This window comes from Dapis purpurea BLCC-M126, assembly GCF_050015975.1.
Lineage (GTDB): Bacteria > Cyanobacteriota > Cyanobacteriia > Cyanobacteriales > Microcoleaceae > Trichodesmium.
In genome coordinates this window covers 24,292-45,373 of record NZ_JBNHER010000087.1, presented here as the reverse complement: position 1 = coordinate 45,373, position 21,082 = coordinate 24,292, and the positions used below count along the sequence as shown (strand labels likewise).

The window sequence follows — 21,082 nt, the reverse complement described above, 5'->3', positions numbered from 1 at the left end:
GTTATGGTTGCTTGTTTGATTTATTTTTTTGCTGTTTGAGTTTCTGTTCAATTTTTTTGATCAGGGGTTTTGACTCTAAGAGAAAACCAGTAGGTTCATCATCATCATTTTCTTCTGGATATAATTCTGAGGTTCCTGATTGAGATTTCTCTGTTTGCTCTTGTAGCTTTTTATCTAAGTTTAGTAAGATTTCTGATTGTGCTAATAGTAAATCATGTAAATCTATCAATCTCAAGTTGCCATTAGATAAAACTATAATTATAGGTTCATAAACATACTGTTTTGGCCTATTCAGTGCCGTGAGAGCTGCTGCATTAATTTGAAAATTTTCAGAAAGAACTAGGGGAGGAGTATTGAGAAAATCTAACAATTCACGAACAGGACATCTATAATAAACTTTTTTCTTTTCAGGTAATTTCATATATTCCAGGAATCTGATTTGGGAAATCATACCCAACATTTGTGTACTTTGAGTAATAATAACTCCCGGTAATTCTGGTTTTAGTCTAAATTTTTCAGCTACTATCCGTCCTAAAGTAGCAGAATTAACTTGGAAATCGTGGGAAGGCAAGTTTCCAATAGTAGAATTAAGTGTAAGCTGAGTTAGGTTAATCATTGAAACTAATCAGTAATAAGCTGTATGAAAAATATTTTATGAGGATATGTTAGCTTGGATTAATTTACGGTTAGGTGCAAAAATCTAAAATCTAATCGGTGTTTGATGATTGCACAAACAATACTCTTTGTCCTGTCCTGCTCCGGAATAGTATTATGGCCATTTCATACAAGACAACTAGGGAAATGCCCAGTTTTCCACCTGCAAAACCAAGCTTAACTTTGCCTTTGAATACACTTGAGCTATTGAGTCAGCTATTACAACAGACATCTCAAGGTCTAGAAAGCATAGTTATTACAGAAGATATATTTGCCACTACTCAATACCTGATGTTCCCAGGGGTAAAGTTCACAGCAGTTATTTCAAAGGAGTTTAATGGACTTTTGTGGGGCAAAGTAGTTAAGGAGTTATCAAACAATCAAAGCCAGAGAAGAGAACAAAAACAAAAAAATTATAATTTCCAATCTAACTCTTTTAGCTTTCCCTTGAAAAGGGGAAATGTGGAAAATTTACAATTCAATGTGGGTTTAACTTTTGACCCAAAAGCAATTAAAGTTTTTGTATCCCAAATTATTAATCGACTAGAGAAAGACAAAAGTCAATCAATAATTATATCTCAACTTAAATCTAGAATAAATAATCTCAAAGTCAATAATGCTAATCTTCAGAGCGAATTCACCTTAAAATTACTTAAACTATTGACTTCTAGGGAAAATATGGATTCTATTTTACAGCTAGAAAATCCTAAAAAAAATAAACAAAAAAAAGATTATTCTAATCTATCAAATTTACTATCAATAAATGATTCAACCGTTAATATTCATGGTATATATACTCCTAATAATGAATTAGTCACAAAAACTAATTTACTACAAAATAATCAATTATCATCATCAGATTCAGGGCTGAATAATCAACATTATCCATCAGTATGTAAACCTATTGAGACAGCTCTACACCAACAAATAGAACAAGAAAAACTCCTAAATCAAGTTACAACTCAAATTCGCCAAACTTTAGAATTACCAGAAATTTTATCAACTGCTGTGGAACAGGTGAGAAACTTTCTCAAAGTTGATAGATTATTGATTTACCAATTTAATCATCCTTTATTCTTAACAAATAATATTACAGTAGTAAATCAAGAAAAAGGCTCGGTAAAGTATGAAGCTTTGGCATCCAATGAAATTTCTTCTGTATTAGGTTTAAGTGAGGCAGAAAACTGCTTTTTTCCTCCTAAAAGTTCTAGAATGAAATATAGTAAAAGCTCTGTTCATGCCATACCTGATGTCGAAATAGCTTATGCTAAATTTCCTTGTCTACTAGAATTGATGCGACAACATCACATCAAAGCAAAATTAGTAGTACCAATTATAGTTGATGAAAAATTGTGGGGATTATTAATTGCCCATCAAAGTTCTGAGCGAGATTGGCAAGACAATGAAAAGAGATTTTTCAAAGAAATTGCAGAACATCTAGCGATCGCTATTTATCAAGTTCAATTATATGCAGAATTGCAAAGGCAAAAACAAACTTTAGAAAAACGTGTAGTTGAGCGAACCCAAGACCTTTATGATGCACTTCAAAGTGCCGAATCAGCTAATCGTGCTAAGAGTGAATTTTTAGCGACAATGAGCCATGAATTACGCACCCCTCTTACCTGTGTTATTGGTATTTCTTCAACTCTTTTACAATGGTCTTATGGTAATAGGGGAGCAAAAATCATGCCAATACAAAAGCAAAGAAACTATTTACAAACAATCCATGATAGTGGAGAACATCTCCTAGAATTAATCAATGATATTCTAGATTTATCTCAAGTAGAAGCAGGCAAAACAGTCTTAAAAATTAGTGAATTTTCTTTGTCTAAACTAACTTATGAACTTTGGCAAAATTTTAGAGAAAAAGCCAAACAAAATGAAGTAAAATTAATTGTTGAACAGAATGTAAGTCCAGAGCTAGATAAATTTACAGCTGACCAAAGAAGAGTTAAACAAATTCTATTTAATCTTCTCAGCAATGCAATTAAATTTACTCCTAGTGGGGGAAATGTTAGACTGAAAGTGATGAGAGATCGAGAAACAGCAATTTTTCAAGTAGAAGATACTGGGATGGGAATTTCTCAAGAGCAAAAACCACTATTATTTAAGAAATTTCAACAACTAGATTCTCCTTATAATCGTCAACAAGGTGGTACTGGTTTAGGTCTAGCTTTAACCAAGCAATTAGTTGAACTTCATAGTGGAATTATTGAAGTAGAATCTACTGTAAATATTGGCTCTACTTTTACAGTCAAACTGCCAGCACAACCCCTGAAATTAGCAAATGAAAAACTTAAACAAAAAGGAGAAAGTACATCAAATATTTTATCCTTACAAGGTACGGTAGTATTGATTGAACAAGAAGAAGATATTGCCACAATTATTTGTGATATTTTGACAGCAGCAGGATTAAAAGTTGTTTGGATAATAGAAGGCTCTACTGCTGTGGAGCAAATTATTTTGTTGCAGCCTGTTGCTGTGATTTTAGATATGCACTTGCCAGGAATTGATGGTGTAGATATTATTCAGCAGTTATGCACAACAAGCAGCACTAAAAATATTAAAATTTTGGCATTAACTAATTTAAATACAGAAATAAATCGGGAATATTATTATGCTGCGGGTGTGGATGAATGTTTGACTAAACCAATTAATCTCGAATATTTATTGAGTAAAATGATAGCATTACTAACTAATTCAAACAGATGCTAGAAGACAGAATATAACAGATATAATTCAGCGGAGGTTACAGAAGTAAAAATATTTTGACATACAGACTACCACCAATTAATAGTCGATTAATAAAAGCCAGGAGGGAAGGGAGAGATAATACTAAATTTATGCTTATGCAGTGACATCTTAATTTATGATTTATTCTTACAATAAAATATAAATCCCCGAAATTCTAAAATATTGAAGTAGCAGTCAGTTATCAGCACTTCAGCAGTCAGCATTTTCAAGGTGTATAATTAGACTAAAGAGAAGTCGCTCCGCATCTACAAATCCCCATAAAAAGCGCACCACTAATTTTTTTGCTCTATAGTGGGGGACTGTTATTCTTGAATTTTTAGCGCTCCAGCTAAATTCTGTTTGCGTAGCATTCCAAAGGAAAAGCTCATAGCTAGTTAAACATTTTTTTCTCTTTTTTATTATGTTTTTATTTCCCTGTTGCTTATTACCCATCTCGTGAGTTTAGCAATTCTAATTAGAATAAAAATATCCTAAAAACTATTTTATTGTACTTCAAATAGCTCTAAAATTATCAATATTAATTACTACAAAATAATTCTTTGATTATGACTAATAAAAATCCTAATCTACTATTACCCAAAGGTTTAATAGTTTCTTGTCAAGCTCCCACTGACTCCCCTTTACATCATCCAGAAGTTATTGCTGCAATGGCACAAACATCTATAAATCAAGGTGCGGTGGGAGTTAGAATAGATACCCCATCCCATATTCGGGCAGTGCGACAGAGAATTACTCAGCCCATTATTGGTTTGTGGAAACAACAAATACCAGGATGTGAAGTTTATATTACCCCTCGTTTTTCGGATGCAGTAGCGATCGCCGAAGCTGGAGCAGATATTATTGCTATTGATGCTACTCTCAGAGAACGTCCTGGAGAAGAAACTTTAGCCACATTAATTACCCAAATTCATCAAGAGTTAGGAAAAGCTGTAATGGCAGATGTAGATACTATAGAAGCAGCAAAACTAGCAGCAGGAACAGGTGCGGATTTTGTTGCGACTACTCTGTATGGTTATACTGAGCTAACAAAAACAGAAATTCCCCCTGGTTTTCAACTGTTAAAACAGATAGTAGAAAATTTGGAAACGCCAGCAATTTGTGAAGGGGGTATTGCTTCTCCAACAATGGCAAAAAAAGCTATGAATTTAGGAGCTTATGCTGTTGTTGTAGGAACTGATATTACAGGAATTGATAGTAAAGTTAAAGCCTACAAAATTGAGATAATCTCTTAAGTAGTTATATCATGTCCGGTTGAATAGTTATAAATAAGAAGGGAGAAGGGAGGAGTCAGGAGTCAGGAGTCAGGAGTCAGGAGGCAAGAGGGGAGAAAGAAAGTATAAAAAGGAGAACATTTTTTTATCACTAATTATCCGGACATGATATTATGCAAAATTAATTACACACACTCTAGGTGCTGAACAAACTGATTTTGTAAAAATCACAGGTAATAAAATTAAGTAATTAATTTTGCCTAGTCACTTAAAAGGTATATTTAGCATTTGCTGAAAAAGTTTTATAGGTGAGGCTAGTCGCCAGGAGTAGTAAGGGCGATTCACGTTTTGCATTCTGCAAAGCTTTCCTATCGGAATTCTATGCAAACGCTTTTCATGTCGCGTTTGTGTTGGCATTCCGTAGGAAATCGCTCGTACAGAAGTCAGGAATAATGGGGAATTTAGATAAAGTATCAGAAAGAATTATCCCTTAATTTTTTTTGCCTCACGTTAACCCAAAATACTAAATTTATAAGCTATTTAGAACTAATTTATTGTATTTTTAAATAGTCAAAAAAGCTAAAATTTTATCTGTAAATGCTTGAACATTTGATCTTTAAACCCTATTTATAGCCATTTTCGTATAGATAAATGATAGTGGACATCTACAACTTCAAAACATTTCCTATAAGAGTTCATTAATTGATAATGGATAATTGATAATTACCTCTGGTTAAAACCGCTCTTGATTGAATATAAGGAAATATTATTTCTTCTCAAGGGGAGATTGGATATGGCGTTTAGCTGGCGCACAACTTCGCACTTCGGCTGTCGCCGACATGAAAAGCGTTAGCGGCTCTGCAAGAGCGGGAAACCTAGCCATCTTTCGACCCCTTTTTTCCTCTTGAAAGAGGAGGCTTTGAACCTGAATTATTTAATTAATAATTAATAATTAATTATTATTCGGTAAGATATTTTCACATAATTGGTATTAAGCATGAAAAAAGATTAATAATGTGAGTTTATAAACAGCTTTAATTTAGTTGTAATATCTCTCAGGTATTTTAAGAAAAAACTTATTTATTTTCTGTAGACATCTAAATACCAGACTTGATAAATTTTTGTTATAAATATTTAGGCGACTGCTTATAAGTCAGGAGTTAGTCGGACTAAGTTAGCAGAAATAAAAGTTAAGTATTGTCTTGTCTTCATTTTCTATTTTTAGTCAAATAAAAATTAAAATAAAACCATTTTTACTCAAGCTTATTGATAGAGATAATTATAGGTTTATGATGTACAGTAGCACTAGATTTTTAAATAGTTATTGAAGTATAGAATAAAGTTTTAATTCTTGTTGAGGCAATTTACTAGAATCACTGTAGCAAACTTACATGAAATAGCCTGTAACATTCTTGTTGAAGTATGCATTTAATGGTTTTATCGTAGTTGAATAAATTTAATTTTCTGTCAAACTTGCTCTCAGAAAAAGTTTGTTTTTGTTAAAATATTGAGTAACTATACACTTTTAGTTAATGTGAAAATGTCGTAATCTATACTACGAACTATGAGGCAAAAATATATAATTAAATAATTGGTAATTCACCACATAAAAAATATACACAAAAAGTGGTTAATCTTCCGGAGGAAAAGCAGGGTGCAAAGAAAAATAAAGATAAAACACTCATACAGTAAAAATGACTCAAGATTTTGGCTTATATTCCAAATTTCCCTACCTTGGCAGAGGCACAGTAGAACAAACTAGATCGAAACATCATAGGTTAGTGCAAGCATTCATCATGATGCTAGTGATTACCAACTTTATTGGAATCAATGCTTATCGTATAGTGCAATTACAATTAGTTCAGGGAGAATATAACCGGGAACGTGCAGAAAACAACCGCATTCGCCTAATGCCAGTAGCAGCCAGTCGTGGTACAATTTACGATCGCAAAGGCAGAATATTAGCAAGTAACCGTCTCTCTCGTTCTGTATATTTATGGCCTCAAGAATACACACCCACAAAATGGTTGGAGATGGCAACGGAACTTAGTCTAATCTTAGACATTCCAGCTACTGATATTATCAACAAATTAGAGGCAACTGGCTATAACTCCCCCTTACCAGTCAGAATCACCTCAAATATAGATCGTTCTACTTTTGTAGCATTAGCAGAAAAAGCTGGTGAGACAAGAGGAGTAGAACTTCGTACTGAAAACTTTCGTCACTATCCTCATGGCAGTCTAGCAGCTCATTTAATTGGATACACTGGCGAAGCAACCAAAGAAGAATTAATCGCTAACCCCAAATACCCAATGGGAATGATCGTGGGAAAAATGGGAATCGAACGTTCAGCAAATTCTGCATTGGAAGGTGTTTGGGGTAATCGTTTGATTGAAGTTGATGCTAAAGGTAACGAAATTCAAGAGTTGGGAGTAGAAAACCCCACATCAGGCAAACCAGTAAAATTAACTATCGATCTCGATATCCAAAAAGCTGCAGAAAAAGCACTGGGAAATCGCAGGGGTGCTGCAGTTGCCATTAACCCTAAAACAGGGGAAGTCTTAGCAATGGCAAGCGGACCTACATTTAACCCCAGTATATTCGCTGGCCAAATGACAAGGGAAAAATGGCAACGTCTCCAAGGTGCAAGCAAACCTTTTCTGAATCGTGCTCTCCAGGGTTATCCACCAGGCAGCACTTTCAAAGCTGTTACTTCTGTGGCAGCACTCCAGTCTGGTAAATATTCTCCTAACTCCAAAGTTGGAACTTACAATGCTGTCACTATTGGTGGTATCACCTTTAATGAGCATAGTGGCGGTTATGGAGTAATTGGTTTTCGGGATGCTTTAGCTTACAGTAGCAATACATTTTACTATCAAGTGGGTGTAAAAACTGGTCCAGAACAAATTTCTAAGTGGGGGCGAGAGTTAGGTATTGGTGGCAGTATTGACTTAAAACTATTCGGATTAGATGGTAATCATGGTCAAATCCCTACTCCCAAGGAAAAAGAAGAAATGTACGGGGAACCTTGGCATATTGCTGATATTGTGACGATGGGAATAGGACAGGGTTTGGTTTTAGTGACACCTTTAGAATCTTCAGTCATGGTAAGTACGATCGCTAATGGTGGGTATCGAGTACAGCCTCATTTATTGGCTTCTCAAACTAATACTGCTGCTACTAAATCAATCAAGACTGGGTTAAAACCTGCAACTATTAATACAGTGCGGGAAGGATTAATTGATGTAGTCAGGAAGGGTACTGCTCGGCGGTTAAATGATGGTACTATTCCATTATCTGGGGGTAAGACAGGTACAGTGGAACTTCCCGGGCAACCTGATAATGCAATGTATATAGGTTTTGCACCTGCTTATAATCCTGAAATTGCTGTAGCGGTTGCAGTTGAAGGTGGTGGTTATGGTTCGGTAGGAGCTGCTCCTATTGCCAAAGCAATTTTTGATACCTATTTTGCTAATAAAGGAAAATAGTAAATCAAACCTTGATCTTAAGTGTGGAGTTTTAACATCTTTCCTCCAACTGGATAATTATTTTTCGTTCTCTGGTAGCACTAGAGAACGAATTTTTATCATAACTAATACCAATTTAAAAAAAATTACTGCTATGCTATACTTATACCAAATCTCAAAAAGTTTGCTATATATCCTTGAGATGGGGAGTGGGGAGATGGCAATCAAATATAGCATTATATTATGTGCCCCCTTCGGGGGAGCTACGCTAACGGTTAAATAGTTATTATAATTACAGTTCGTAGTAGGGCTTCAGCCCTATTTACAGTTCTGGCTGAAGCTCTACTACAAACAAAAACTTTATTATAAGTGATTATCCGTTAGCGTAGCTCCCCCGGAGGGGGCACATCATATTACTATGCCTCTTACAGAGGACCTACGCTATCAGAAATGGTATTAGAATATAAAAAAAATAACGTTCATTCCTAACAAAAGTTACCAAATACCCAGCATTCACTCCAACAGATAGTATTTAGAAAGAGAAAATAAAAATATAGCAAAGTTTCTGGTAATTAATATAAATCGGTTGCGATCAATTTAGATTGCCGATACTAGAAAACCCTGATATCATCTCCGGTAGCATCGTTTGTTTATAATAGAGGAGGAAGAAAAATAATTACCCGGAGTGATATTGCTACGCAACGCTACTCTTCAAGCACTTGACAAATCATCAGTAGGCCATCAACGAAAGCAAGTGATATCATGTCCGCTGTTATCGTTTGCGTAAAAGCTAGGGTGAATATCTACAGGAAATTTAAGTTTTTCCAAGCTTTTAAACCTTTTTTCCTTCTTCCTTCTTCCTTCTTCCTTACCTTACAATACCGATGCTACCTGAATTAATGAAACACTTTGTCAGACTGTATGGCTCACATCAAATTAGCGTAGGTAAACAATTTTGTAATGGTGCTTAATTAGTTATTCTATGATAAGGTTATGCAGTTTTTTATTTATTACTTTAATTTATTACCGAAAAATCAAGGTATCAATCCTCTACATTCATGGAGAAAAAAATTCTTTTTAGCCCAATCCTATTCTTTATAAGAAGAGATAAGAATTAATTATTAATTGTTGAAAATCTTAAATTTTAGAGTCTATTTTTCTTCCATAACACCTACCAGCTAAAAGCTTTTTTTAGGAAATGTAGCAAATATTGTGGAAGATTTAGTATTATACCGCAAATTCACCAAGATAATATTACAATATGGTACTCGCAAAAGTGGTGCATGGTAGAATTTGTATTTTGCCAAATTATTTTTAACTAACACCATTTAAGCGAGTTTTACCAAATCATCAAATTTACCCAATTTTTTACTCAATAAATTACAGTATAGATAGCTATCTGTGAACTTTTCGCTTAGTTTTATTATGCCAATAAGCGGTCATAATTTTAGGATTTGGTAACCCATTAACACAGACAACTCTCAATCCCCGCAGTACATCTATAAATCTGCTATAAGGAGTTCTGCGTAAATTTTTATCCGTCAAAGTATAAGTCACAGCTCCATAACTAAATTGTCTACTTCCATAAACTATAGCAACTTTAATCATGGGTAAACTAATAGCACGTTGTTGTTGTCGGCGTTCTAAATGATTAGTATCTTTAGGATTATGTACTGCGGAAATAGAACCTAATTTTTCAATGTTTAGGTCATTTTGAAGCACTAGACTGAGTTGGTGATTCATATTCATTATCCTTGTTCAGTAAATTTACTAAGAAAATCACAAGCAAAAATTTAACCATAGTTGAATTTAATGGGGGTCTAGAAATAGACTAATTTTTCTGCAAAAAAAAACAGTAGCTGGAACAGCTTATTAAAATCTCTAGAGAGAGAGGTAACTGTTCCTAATAATGTTCTAAATAAATTTTCAGAAGGATGAAAAATAAATCCTGATAAAACCCACAGATAGAATAAATAGACTTTTTTATCCTTTAATGGGCAAAAGGATTAATTAATTTTTCTTCAGAAATACTTAGACTACTAAATCCAGCTTAACAAAGATGACAAAAGGATACAAAAGTGGTAAATCATGCTACACCCTGTAATTGCCAAAAATCCGCTACTCGTTGTTGCCACTGGTGCCAATATTTCATAACTTCATCTGGTTCAAACCAAGTGGCGTTAGTTTCTTGGGGAGTGGTCACTATTAGTAAAGCGTTGTTGAGTCTGAGGCCATATTGACGATTAATTGCCCCACAATAAGCTGCCAGTTGTAACGGTTCGTCAGCAAGAGGTTTGATTCGATTAGCAGATTGAAATTCTATGACGCACGGAATATTGTAGAAACTGGCAACACAGTCCACCCTGCCGGAGTAACCCTCATAATAATGGAAAACGTGGCCTTCTAGGAGTTTAATTTCGTGAATGTTTTCTAAGAAAGGTAAAATTTTATCCCAATATGTTTCGATAGTGGGGGGACAGGATATGGGTTTATTTTGGAGATAATTTTGGATTTGTTTATGGATGAGAATGCCACGTTTTCTAGCAGTTTGAGAAATTTGGTTAGCTTGAGTTTTGCCTACTTTTTTTTGCCAGTTAATTAGGCGTTGTTTTTCTGTTTTGGGTTTGGTAGTTTCCAGGATGCTTGTAATTCCTGGGAGACGATTTCCACGAGAATCTACGAGATATCCGATGTTATTTTCCCATGTTGGTTTTGCGTAATAATGTGGTAGTTGTTTGGTTTGTTGCATAAAATTTGTTGTTTTTGAACTCTATGATTTGAGAATATAGAGATTAAATATTTTTGAACAGGGATAGTAAGTACGAAAATTGAATCACTTATTTGCACTTATCTGCACTTTTCACTATTTTTAAATTTAGTTAAAATATTAGTAGTCTGAATTAAATTAATTAGAAAATAATGAATCAAGAAAAAAGAAGGCGTGGCTTTTTAGCTAGTGGAGAAGGAGTTAAAAAACTAAAACAAGCTAAGACTAATAAAGGTTTTACTAATTATGAACAAATTGCTGAAAAAGCTTATGTAGATACTGATATAGTCAAACGATTTTTTAATCCTCATTGGGGCAATGGTAAATATAAAATTGGAGAAGAAAAAGTTGAAGCGATCGCTAATGTTTTAGACTTATATCCTGCGGATATTGTTGAGGGTTGGTATCCACCTACTGATACATTTCAATCAAAGATTAATGACTCTGAAGCTGTTGAAAAACTGCTCAATAATTCTCGCCAAGTTTGCCAAGAAATATTAATCTCTGCTCAAAAACAACGCTTAACAACTAACCCTCTTACAAATATAGACGGCACAACATTCGAGTACAAAGATGTTTGTATCAGTCTCGGATTAATGGAAAGGAAAAAACAACAAAAAATCAATAAAAATTTTCCCACAGATGGAGAATCTAACGAATACGAAGTTACTAGAGAGTTTGAGCAAAGTGAGTTTTTTACAGAAGTTCTCGCTCAAGGAAATAGTCCGAAAAGTCAAGGTAGAAAAATTGCAATTATTGGAGAACCTGGTGCTGGAAAAACTACCAAGTTACAGACAATAGCTGATTGGATATTTGCACAAACTGAAGATGTGGCGATTTGGATTTCTCTGGCAGATTTGCAGGAGAAAAGTATAGAAGATTATTTGTCAAAAGTCTGGTTAAAAAATGCTTTGAAAGTAGGGCGAGTTACTCCCGATCTGGAAGATGCTTTAGTTGAATTATTTAACCAAGGGCGAGTCTGGTTACTGTTAGATGGTGTTGATGAAATGGGAGTGAAAAATCCTTTGCAATTTATCAACTATCAAATATCTGGTTGGGTTGCTTCAGCACGAATAATATTGACTTGTCGTTTGAATGTTTGGGATGTTGGTAAAAATTATTTGGAAAGTTTTGATGCTTATCGTAATTTAGATTTTAATTCAGAGCAGGTTAAGGAATTTATTTGTAAATGGTTTATTAAAAATTTGGAGTTAGGGGAAAACATACAAAATGAGTTAGAAAAATCAGGAAAAGAAAGGATTCGAGACTTAATCAAAAATCCTTTGCGGTTGACATTATTATGTTGGTTTTGGCAAAAAAGGCAAGGGAGTTTGCCTGAGACAAAAGCAGGATTATATAAAAGATTTGTTGAAGTTTTTTATGAGTGGAAAGAATGGGAACCCTATCCTTTTGCTACTAAGTCAGAGGCAAGGGAAAAATTGGAAGTTGCTTTAGGAGAATTAGCAGTTAAGGCAATAGATAAAAATTCTTCTAGATTTCGGTTAACTCATCGGGAAGTTTGTAAGGTCTTAGGTAATGTTGATACTCCACTATTTAAGTTGGTAATGAAGTTAGGTTGGTTAAATAAAGTAGGGGTAGCTGAAGAAAATCCTGATGAAGAGGTTTATGCTTTTTTCCATCCTACATTTCAAGAATATTTTGCAGCGATAAATATAGACGATCGCTATTTTTTCTTAAATCATATTCCTGAAAATCCCGATAGGGGAACTTATCGGATTTTTGAGTCACAGTGGAAGGAAGTATTTTTGTTATGGTTAGGGCGAGATGATTGTGATGTGGAAAAAGATGAGAAAGAAGAGTTGATTAAAGCATTAGTTGAGTTTGATGATGGTTGTGGAAATTTTTATTGGTATAGAGCTTATTTCTTAGGAGCATTAGGTATTGCTGAATTTCAAAATTATTCCAAGGTTGAGGAAATTGTTAGACAACTTATTAAATGGACTTATGGTTGCTTTGATAATAAAACTCACTCTTGGGTTAATTTCAACAAACCCATCTTTGAAGCAGCAAAAATAGCACTTTTAAATATAAATTTTGCTAAAGAAGGTGAATTTTTGATGGAATTAGCTACTGAATATAAACATTTATATGAAAAGTATCAATTTCCAAATAGGCGGGGAGGAAATTTGATTACATCACGGTTGATTCAAATTGATAAGTACAATCATAATTATCTGAAGATTGTAGCAATGTTAATTAAATTAGAATTTTATGATGGTAGAAATGATATAATTTATATGATTAATTTTTTCAACACAAACAATGTATTAATAGAAATAAATAGTATTGATATCACAAATTGTTTATTAGAATTATTGTCTAAAAATGAGGACAGGGCATTGATTGAGCTTATGGGATATTTTTCTGTAGGTAATCAATTAGCTATAAAATTTTTAATAGAGTTCATTAAAAATAACTCCGATATTTATCTTGTGATAACTGCCGTAGAAGCTTTGGCAAAAATTGACAAACATAATCCTATAATTATTCCTAAAATTATTTCCATTTTTTTATATGCTGATATTCATAACTATATAGAAGATCTATTAAAAGTTTTGCTAAGAATGTGTAAATATAATCCATTAGCTATCACAGCTTTGACTAATGTACTTCAAACAGATCCTAATGTTCTTTTGTGCATAGCACAAATGTTAACCGATGAAGAATGGTTTTTTCCTGACGATAAAGAGTTATCATCTGAGTTTAAAAATTATTCTTCTCTAATTATTATAGAATTAAGTAATTTAATTGAAAAAACACATGATTCAAATTTACGCTTTGATGCTGCTTTAGAATTAAATAAACTAGATCAAGATAAGACTTTTACTCTTCCTGTTATCGCTGATTTCTTTCAAAAGGTTGTAGAAAATCCAAATTCTCTCCAAAATTCTTTGTATATATCTAGGGTCTGTGAAATATCAGAAATTTTAATAGGAACACCTCAATATTATCAGTTAGTTGTTTCAGGTTTAATTAAGATCATTAACATCCCTGAAGAATTAGGTTCACCGTTTAGCAATGAATCTTACACAACTAAGTATACTGACAAATCTAGGATTGCTCAAGTTTTATGTAAAATTGCTAAGAATGATAATCTTGTCTTCAAAGCAATAGAAAAATTTATCCAAAACCCTAGTAATAAGAAAGAATTCTCTAACAAATCATTTGCTGATAGCTTAATTGAGCTTGGTAAATCCTATCGAAGATTAATAGAGACTCTTGTTCAACTAACTAACTCCTCTAATGATGAGCAAACTATAATTATAATCGCACAAATACTTAGTCAAATACCAGAAGGTAAACCTATAGGAATTAATACTTTAATAAAATCAATTGAAGCTATAGAGACTCTTGTTCAACTAATTAACTCCTCTAATGATGAGAAAACCATCATTATACTTGCACAAATACTTAGTCAAATACCAGAAGGTAAACCTATAGAATGTAATACTTTAATAAAATCAATTGAAGCTATAGAAAATAAGTTTTCTAATCAAGAAATAATTATTCAACAAGAAATAATTATTCAAATAGCAGAGGTACTTGCTGAAATACCAGAAGGTAAACCTATAGCAATCAAGATTTTAATCAGATGCCTTGATTCTTCTATTTCTTCTGGATGTCGAGAAATTAGTAAAGCAATTAAAATTTTAGGAAAGATTGACAAAGGTAATTCCATACAAGTTGACACTTTAGTTAAAATTTTTAATAACAATTTCGTACATGATTACATAGAGATTTTGACTCATTCTAAAATGAGAGAAGTTGTCACTTATTTACAAGGTAGTTTTTTAGATAAGAATCCTAGTGATTATGAATATGATCATATGTATCTATGTCATATTAATCCTGATATTAATACATTCTTAAAATCATCCACAATAGAATCAAAATTTAAACTTCTCTGGCACTGTTCCCAAAATATGACCTACCCAGACTTTTACCACGCCTGGCACTCCAATAATTCCATCATCCAAAACCTAGAAAACCAAATCATCGACATTTCCAAACAACTCCAACCAACCACCAAAACCCACCCCATTTTTATCAACGCCTCTCCTTTAAAAGACGAAACCGACACACAAGCGATCGCTCAAGAAATCTACAATCAAATCCATCAAACCATTTATCCCAAAGACGATAACATTCCAGAAATAAAAAATGCTCCCCAACTCAAACGCCTTATCCCCAAAATCAAAAACCACCTCCACACCAAACACCTCTCCCTTATCCTCTACAAAAGGGACCCCTACCCAGAAACAGTTGCCTTTTGTCACAAACTAACTAACGCTATCCATATTGCCTGGTTAACCGACTCACCCCTGGAACCCCCCCTTAGAGGTTTCCCACCAAATCAATCCAATCTCAAAAGTGCCCTGGAAACCTGGTTAAATGAAATATAGCAATCCTAAATTGGTTGTGAAAATTTTTATCAGAGTAAATCAGAAACTACTAAAATTAATATTATCAAGACAACTCTAGTTTTAATATGGATTATGAAACCGCCCGTCAATTTCTCATTGACCAAGGAACTGCCCTAGAAACTAAAATTAACCCAGATGCCTTTCTCATGCGTCTCGACCAAGGTAAACCTCCTATTCCCGGTCAAGTAACTAATATTTTGTTAGCTCTAAAAATTTCTTTTGAAACATTACAAGGCGACCCTCTTCTAGACCGAGAATTAGTTGCCGGATTATATTTATTGGCAATGGAAAGCTTGAAATTATTTGAAGTAGGCAGACGAAAAGGAGTTATGTGGCCACCACTTTTAAAAGAAGATATTGAACGAATTTCAATTGCTGTGAAAAATATATTTTCTGGAGTTTGGTCTGAACCCAAATAATAATTGATCGGTAAGAATTCAGCTATTAGCATTCAACAAAAAGCATTGAACTAGAGTATCAGAATTAGGAGATGGGAAATAGGAATAATTTTCAGGGATCTGTGGTCAGATAATTCTCTCAATGTTTTTATAATAATTCCTCTGAAAAAGGTAATTAGCTGATAGCTGATATCTAAATGCTTACCTCGATCGGGTTGATTTATTTTCACTTCAGAAGAGAGCCAAAAATCAACAGGCAAAATTTAATCTGGACTGTAGATAGGCAAGAGCCACCTGCCATATCTATTACAAAATACAGAAATACCAGACTTTTCAAAGATTCACAATTTTCTCAGAAAATCTGGTAATTTATTGGGATTAATGTTGACTCTATATTGCAAAATAACTTTGATCAAAAATAAATTTTATCTCGTTCTTTACTCACAGTTATTCACATTAATTGACATTATCTCCTGAAATCCCTTTTCTCAGAAATACTTTCTAGAGATGCTAAAACTACAGGTAGTTCTGCTAAGAAACTTGCCACTATTACCTCATCTTGGCAAGCTCTATGCTTATTTATGGTAGCCTCTTTCTCTGAAACTTGATCACTCATAAGTTGTTGATTAAAATTGTAAGTTAATTTTGATTGTTTAGCCTGTGGTGCAATTAAAACCATGACTTTCACCTCCAGTCGATTCATTTAGGGAAGCCTTACCTTTTCTCCCTGCTTCCATAATTACCGATTTTGAGTCTAATATTATAAAAATGTAAAATACCTTTACAATTGCTAGGGATCAACAATAAATTGAATTTTGCTTGGGAAGAAAATACTTAAGATTCTCCTACTCAAAAATTAAATTCTCAGACTTTACCTTATATTATATATGTCTCTTTGAATACCCAGAATAGAAACTTTCGGGAACAGGCAGTAGGGATTAGGGAGTAGGGAGTAGGGAGTAGGGAGTAGGGAGTAGGGAGTAGGGAGTAGGGAGTAGGGAGCAGGGAGTAGGGAGCAGGGGAAAATTAAATTTGTTTGACAGCATTTCCTCTGAAAAGATACTCTCTTGAAAGAGAAGAAAATTGTTGTTATGACTAATTAATTCAGACTTGATATTAATCAATATTGAGTCAAAATACTAGAGACTATTAAAAAGATAGTAGAGTAGGGAAGCCGACTGATTCACAATGTAAGGAATCAGGGAATATTAAAAACCATCAAATGTAATTTTCCTGCATTGCCAAACCAAGATATCCCCTAATTACCAAAAATAAGAGTAATTTTTGAAACTGTTATTCAAAATCGATTAGTAGATCAGGGTGAGAAGGAAGAAGATTTTTTCTAACTAATTTAATTATCGCAATTGATATAACTTTTAGCTTTTTTATTCCTTCTACCTTCTTCCTTCCTACTTATAAATTAATACTGAGGCACAGAAGAATCTATTTCCTGACTCCAGGCAGTAATTCCACCTTTGAGATTAGTACCCTCAATACCATTTTCCTTCAGAATACCTAAAGCTTTAGCCGATCGCCCACCCATCTTACAATGAGCAATTAAACGATGACCATTCATTAATTCCTTAACCTTTTCCACACCAGAACCCTGCTCAATATCTGGCAATGGTACTAAAACAGACCCAGGAATTTTGGCAATTTCATATTCATTGGGGTTCCGCACATCAACTAAGACAAAATCATCTGCCTCACTATCCAATAATTGCTTCAAATCTTGAACTGTCATTTCTGGAATAGCCATCTTACTTTCTGCCTCCTGTGCTTTAGCTTGAGGAATGCCACAAAACTGCTCATAATCAATCAACTTTTCAATAACTGGTCGTACTGGATTAGGACGCAGTTTCAATTCCCGGAAAGTCATGTCTAAGGAATTATAAAGTAATAATCTACCACTCAAAGTCGTACCTTGACCTAAAACAATTTTGATAGTTTCCGTCGCTTGAATAACTCCAATCATTCCTGGCAAAATTCCTAACACACCACCCTCTGCACAGGAAGGTACCATTCCTGGGGGCGGGGGTTCGGGGTAAAGGTCGCGGTAGTTCGGTCCACCTTCATAATTAAAGACCGTTGCCTGACCCTCAAAACGGAAAATAGAACCGTAGACATTAGGTTTATTCAGCAGAACACAAGCATCATTAACCAAATAACGAGTCGGGAAATTATCAGTACCATCGACAACCACATCATAAGACTTGAGAATGTCTAGAGCATTTTCAGAACTTATCCTAGTTTCGTAAAGGTCAACCTGACAATGAGGGTTAATTTCGTGAATCCGATTTTTAGCAGATTCAATTTTGGGCTTACCCACCCAAGAAGTACCATGAATTACCTGTCGTTGTAAATTGGAATGATCAACAATATCGAAATCTACAATTCCAATATTTCCAATTCCTGCTGCTGCTAGATATAACAATAGTGGAGAACCAAGACCGCCCGTACCGATACATAGAACTTTAGCTGCCTTAAGACGTTTTTGACCATCCAATCCTACTTCTGGTAGGATTAGGTGGCGCGAATAACGTTGATACTCTTCTGTATTTAACTGGATTTGTTCCAGATTCGGATTTAACATGACAATTTAGGTCTAAAAATTTCTTAGATAAATTATGTGAGGTTTTCTACTGTACAAAATGTAAACAATTCCAGCAAAGTTAGGTCAAACCTGGTAATGCTAGTCTTGATGTTTATTTCTTGCTTCAAACTGGGAGTCTTCCAGTTCACAAGCGTAATTTCAGGTGCAGCCCACTCTAGTAAATTGATTCACTTTCCCATATTGGGATAATACAACTCCTAAAATTATCTACATTAAACCTGCTACATACCTTATTGCTTATCTTTTAATAATTTCTTCTGGTTGAAATTGATGATTATCGTCAAGAGACCAACTTAGAAAGTCAACAGTTTTACCTTTTTCCACTGAGAGGATAATGTAGGAATATTCTGGCCAGGCGTAGGTACGGTCAAATTCTGAGGGGATGGCTGGATAGTCTGGGTGGGAATGATAGATGCCAATGATGGAGATGTGGCGTTCTCTTGCGGATTTCATTGCTTTGAGCATTAGTTCTGGGGATACAGCATATCTTTTTTCTTCCGTAAATTCTTTTTGTTCCGGCCAATATTCATCTGCTTCTGTTTCCCAGGCATTTTCAGCAGGCCAGACTTCGATGATTGTTTTTGTCTGTTGCTTTTGCTGACCTAATAGTAAACCACAACATTCATTAGGGTAGGCTGTTTCGGCATGGGTGGAAATTTTTTGGAAGTGGGAGAGGGGGAGTATTAGGGGCATTTGTTTTGATCAGTAGGCAATAGTAAAGTAAGAAGAAAAAAAAAGGAAAAAAGAAGCCATAACTAAAATTTAGTTTTAAGTTTCATCGTTGTTAAATACAATAAAATAATAGGATTTATTATCCTTTTTTAGATTCATCAAGTGCCCACTTTTTAAGGTCGTAAGCCTCTAACAATCTTAGAGATTCTCTGCCATCCAGAAGGCAATAATACCTTGGATTGGAAGGCTGTGTTGCAAAAACTTTCAACATTTCGATAACTGAGGATGTAATGTCGTGACAGTGTTGAACAATTAATATGTCAACTGGTTCTTTTGCCAGCCTAATAATTTGGTCTCCATTCTTACCCAAGTGTTTAATGGTCATTGGAGTGAACTTAGCGGGTCCTTTTAGTAAAAAGGCTGCTCTAAGACGTTTCCCTTGGTAGTGTAGATGGGAAGTTGTAAAGTCTGAAGTTTCGCCACCCCAGTCTTTAGGGGTAGACTCGGAGAGAATTTTCCCCAAAGTGACTTTAAAAACATTTTCTTTGATATACTTCATTTCCTCAAAGTCCTCAGGCATATCTTGTTCTTTTACTTTCGAGAATTCATCAAAGTCTTCAATATAAAGATTGTAAAAGTCGCTGTATAAAGTCCAAGACAGTTCCCCTGTTTCAGTATCCTCCATGTAAGGAAAGCCTATTACTAAAGGATGAAATATCAATTTATTATCTTTTGAAGCAAAATATTGAGCTATTACGGCAAAATTACCACCGCGTCCGAGTTCTGCTTTTAATGTACTTCCAGTTACGCGACCTACAGTTATATGTAATTCTATAACTAATTCACTTCCTTCAAATGCTTCATGCTCTAAAACAATACGGTCATTTTCAGTCTTTTTATATATTTCCTGACAAGGTTTAAGCTGAACGATTGAGCAGAAAAGCCTACCACGTTTTTCTAGAAGAATCTCTTCAAGAGTCTTAACTTCATTTACCCTACAGAATTCGATCAATATTCTTGTGTATATCTGGTCAATTAATACTCTTTTATGCCATTCAGGGGTGGTTGGTGGTATCGACCTAATTTCTTGATTAATAATTGAACCTTGTTCTTGTAAAATTGTTAGTATCTTTCGGTGATGCACAAAACCTGGGTCTACAATTAACTTTTCCCTTGACATCTAAATCTCTTCCCATATAAATCAATACTAGAAAATCAAAAATTATTTGCCAAATTAAATCCTCTATGGTTTGATGGTAAATAATTATCCAAGTTTATCCTTAATCTACTCCAAAACAGTATCGCTATTATCTTAAAGTTGAGATTCTGGGTAATTGTAAAATCTCCTACTACTATTAAAGTCAACGCTGGAAAATCAAATATTGGCAAATTACATCCTTTGTGATTTGATGAAAAATACTTACTTTCTCTACGTTTAATATGTTCCGAAATAGTTATGAAAGATATAGATACTGAAACTAAACCAGATAAAGTTGGTACAACAGAAGCAGCTTTTCTTCTAAATATTTCTACCGCTAGACTCAGGTTACTTCTTAGGCAAGGTCGCCTGAAAGGAGCCGAAAAAGTTAAACGGTTCTGGGTAATTCCTTTAAATAATAGAGGAATGCCAGAAATTACACCAGGTCGTCGAGGTCCTCAAGGAACTTGGAATAAAGGATTCCGTACAGGCAATACTTTTATCCATGTACTGCGAAGAGAAATTGACCATAACCGGGACCACGGCACTTCTCTTCCAGCCATTTCTGTAAAACAAGGAGACAGAAATGATCGCTGCCACGAAGTAGAAATTTTGGGAAACTGTAAAATCATCTATCGACCTCATAAACCTAACAGAAGTCAAGCAGGTGGCGCCCGTCTGTGGATTGAGGTAGAGCCTGATGTTGAAATTATTCGTAAGTTTTTCCGAGATGTAGAACTGCAGGAAGACAAACCTCAAGACTTTGGTTAGCTTTGACTATGATTTTTTAGCTTAACTAGATTTTTCTCTAGTGTTCGGTGTTGGCTTCTTTGACTTTTGGGCTGACATTGTTAGGTTGTTATGGAAATAATTCTGATATTTCTAGCACTGCCAACCTTTCT

General features: G+C 34.4%; 14 protein-coding genes. 6 read left to right on the top strand and 8 right to left on the bottom strand.

The features are described from left to right. Nucleotide 1 precedes the first annotated feature (1 nt). Entirely contained in the window at nt 2–616 is a 615-nt protein-coding gene (locus tag ACP6PL_RS08250; RefSeq protein WP_426544420.1) for a CBS domain-containing protein, read from the bottom strand. A gap of 155 nt (nt 617–771) precedes the next feature. Between ACP6PL_RS08250 and ACP6PL_RS08245 the strand changes: the two genes are divergently transcribed. Further along, nucleotides 772–3,369 carry a hybrid sensor histidine kinase/response regulator gene (locus ACP6PL_RS08245; protein WP_426544418.1) on the top strand — a complete coding sequence of 866 codons (2,598 nt, stop codon included), beginning with the start codon at nt 772–774 and terminating at the stop codon, nt 3,367–3,369. A 228-nt stretch (nt 3,370–3,597) separates the two neighbouring features. On the opposite strand, the gene ACP6PL_RS08240 is transcribed toward ACP6PL_RS08245, so the two are convergent. Continuing rightward, a complete protein-coding gene (locus ACP6PL_RS08240) occupies nt 3,598–3,840 on the bottom strand; it encodes a hypothetical protein (protein WP_426544416.1) in 243 nt (80 codons plus the stop codon). 113 nt (nt 3,841–3,953) lie between these two features. Here ACP6PL_RS08240 and ACP6PL_RS08235 point away from each other — a divergent pair, with 113 nt between their 5' ends. Together ACP6PL_RS08235 and mrdA are read left to right on the top strand one after the other, a co-directional pair. Then, entirely contained in the window at nt 3,954–4,640 is a 687-nt protein-coding gene (locus ACP6PL_RS08235) for an N-acetylmannosamine-6-phosphate 2-epimerase (protein ID WP_426544414.1), read from the top strand. 1,673 nt (nt 4,641–6,313) lie between these two features. Beyond that, entirely contained in the window at nt 6,314–8,107 is a 1,794-nt protein-coding gene (gene mrdA, locus ACP6PL_RS08230; RefSeq protein ID WP_426544412.1) for a penicillin-binding protein 2, read from the top strand. 1,374 nt (nt 8,108–9,481) lie between these two features. Here mrdA and ACP6PL_RS08225 read toward each other — a convergent pair. Then, nucleotides 9,482–9,829 carry a hypothetical protein gene (locus ACP6PL_RS08225; protein ID WP_293093285.1) on the bottom strand — a complete coding sequence of 116 codons (348 nt, stop codon included), beginning with the start codon at nt 9,827–9,829 and terminating at the stop codon, nt 9,482–9,484. Between the two features lie 343 nt (nt 9,830–10,172). After that, the gene (locus tag ACP6PL_RS08220) at nt 10,173–10,835 is read right to left on the bottom strand and encodes a hypothetical protein (RefSeq protein WP_426544410.1); all 663 of its coding nucleotides are present in this window, start codon (nt 10,833–10,835) and stop codon (nt 10,173–10,175) included. Nucleotides 10,836–11,005: 170 nt separating this feature from the next. Between ACP6PL_RS08220 and ACP6PL_RS08215 the strand changes: the two genes are divergently transcribed. Together ACP6PL_RS08215 and ACP6PL_RS08210 are read left to right on the top strand one after the other, a co-directional pair. Further along, on the top strand, nt 11,006–15,277 hold the full coding sequence (locus ACP6PL_RS08215) for an NACHT domain-containing protein (RefSeq protein WP_426544408.1): 4,272 nt from the start codon (nt 11,006–11,008) through the stop codon (nt 15,275–15,277). Nucleotides 15,278–15,363: 86 nt separating this feature from the next. Further along, nucleotides 15,364–15,717 carry a Dethiobiotin synthetase gene (locus tag ACP6PL_RS08210; protein WP_426544406.1) on the top strand — a complete coding sequence of 118 codons (354 nt, stop codon included), beginning with the start codon at nt 15,364–15,366 and terminating at the stop codon, nt 15,715–15,717. A 445-nt stretch (nt 15,718–16,162) separates the two neighbouring features. Here ACP6PL_RS08210 and ACP6PL_RS08205 read toward each other — a convergent pair whose 3' ends face one another. The 4 genes from ACP6PL_RS08205 to ACP6PL_RS08190 all read right to left on the bottom strand — a co-directional run bounded on the left by ACP6PL_RS08205 (nt 16,163) and on the right by ACP6PL_RS08190 (nt 20,162). Beyond that, nucleotides 16,163–16,375 carry a hypothetical protein gene (locus ACP6PL_RS08205; RefSeq protein ID WP_426544404.1) on the bottom strand — a complete coding sequence of 71 codons (213 nt, stop codon included), beginning with the start codon at nt 16,373–16,375 and terminating at the stop codon, nt 16,163–16,165. Nucleotides 16,376–17,116: 741 nt separating this feature from the next. Beyond that, nucleotides 17,117–18,289, bottom strand: a complete 1,173-nt coding sequence (gene moeB / locus ACP6PL_RS08200) for a molybdopterin-synthase adenylyltransferase MoeB (protein WP_426544402.1) — start codon at nt 18,287–18,289, stop codon at nt 17,117–17,119. 258 nt (nt 18,290–18,547) lie between these two features. Further along, nucleotides 18,548–19,003: a M67 family metallopeptidase gene (locus tag ACP6PL_RS08195; RefSeq protein WP_426544400.1), complete on the bottom strand. Its 456-nt coding sequence runs from the start codon at nt 19,001–19,003 to the stop codon at nt 18,548–18,550. Between the two features lie 118 nt (nt 19,004–19,121). Beyond that, nucleotides 19,122–20,162, bottom strand: coding sequence for a hypothetical protein (locus ACP6PL_RS08190; RefSeq protein ID WP_426544398.1), 1,041 nt, complete (start codon nt 20,160–20,162; stop codon nt 19,122–19,124). A gap of 276 nt (nt 20,163–20,438) precedes the next feature. On the opposite strand from ACP6PL_RS08190, the gene ACP6PL_RS08185 reads away from it, so the two are divergent. Next, nucleotides 20,439–20,951, top strand: a complete 513-nt coding sequence (locus ACP6PL_RS08185; RefSeq protein ID WP_426544396.1) for a hypothetical protein — start codon at nt 20,439–20,441, stop codon at nt 20,949–20,951. The last annotated feature ends 131 nt before the right edge of the window (nt 20,952–21,082 follow it).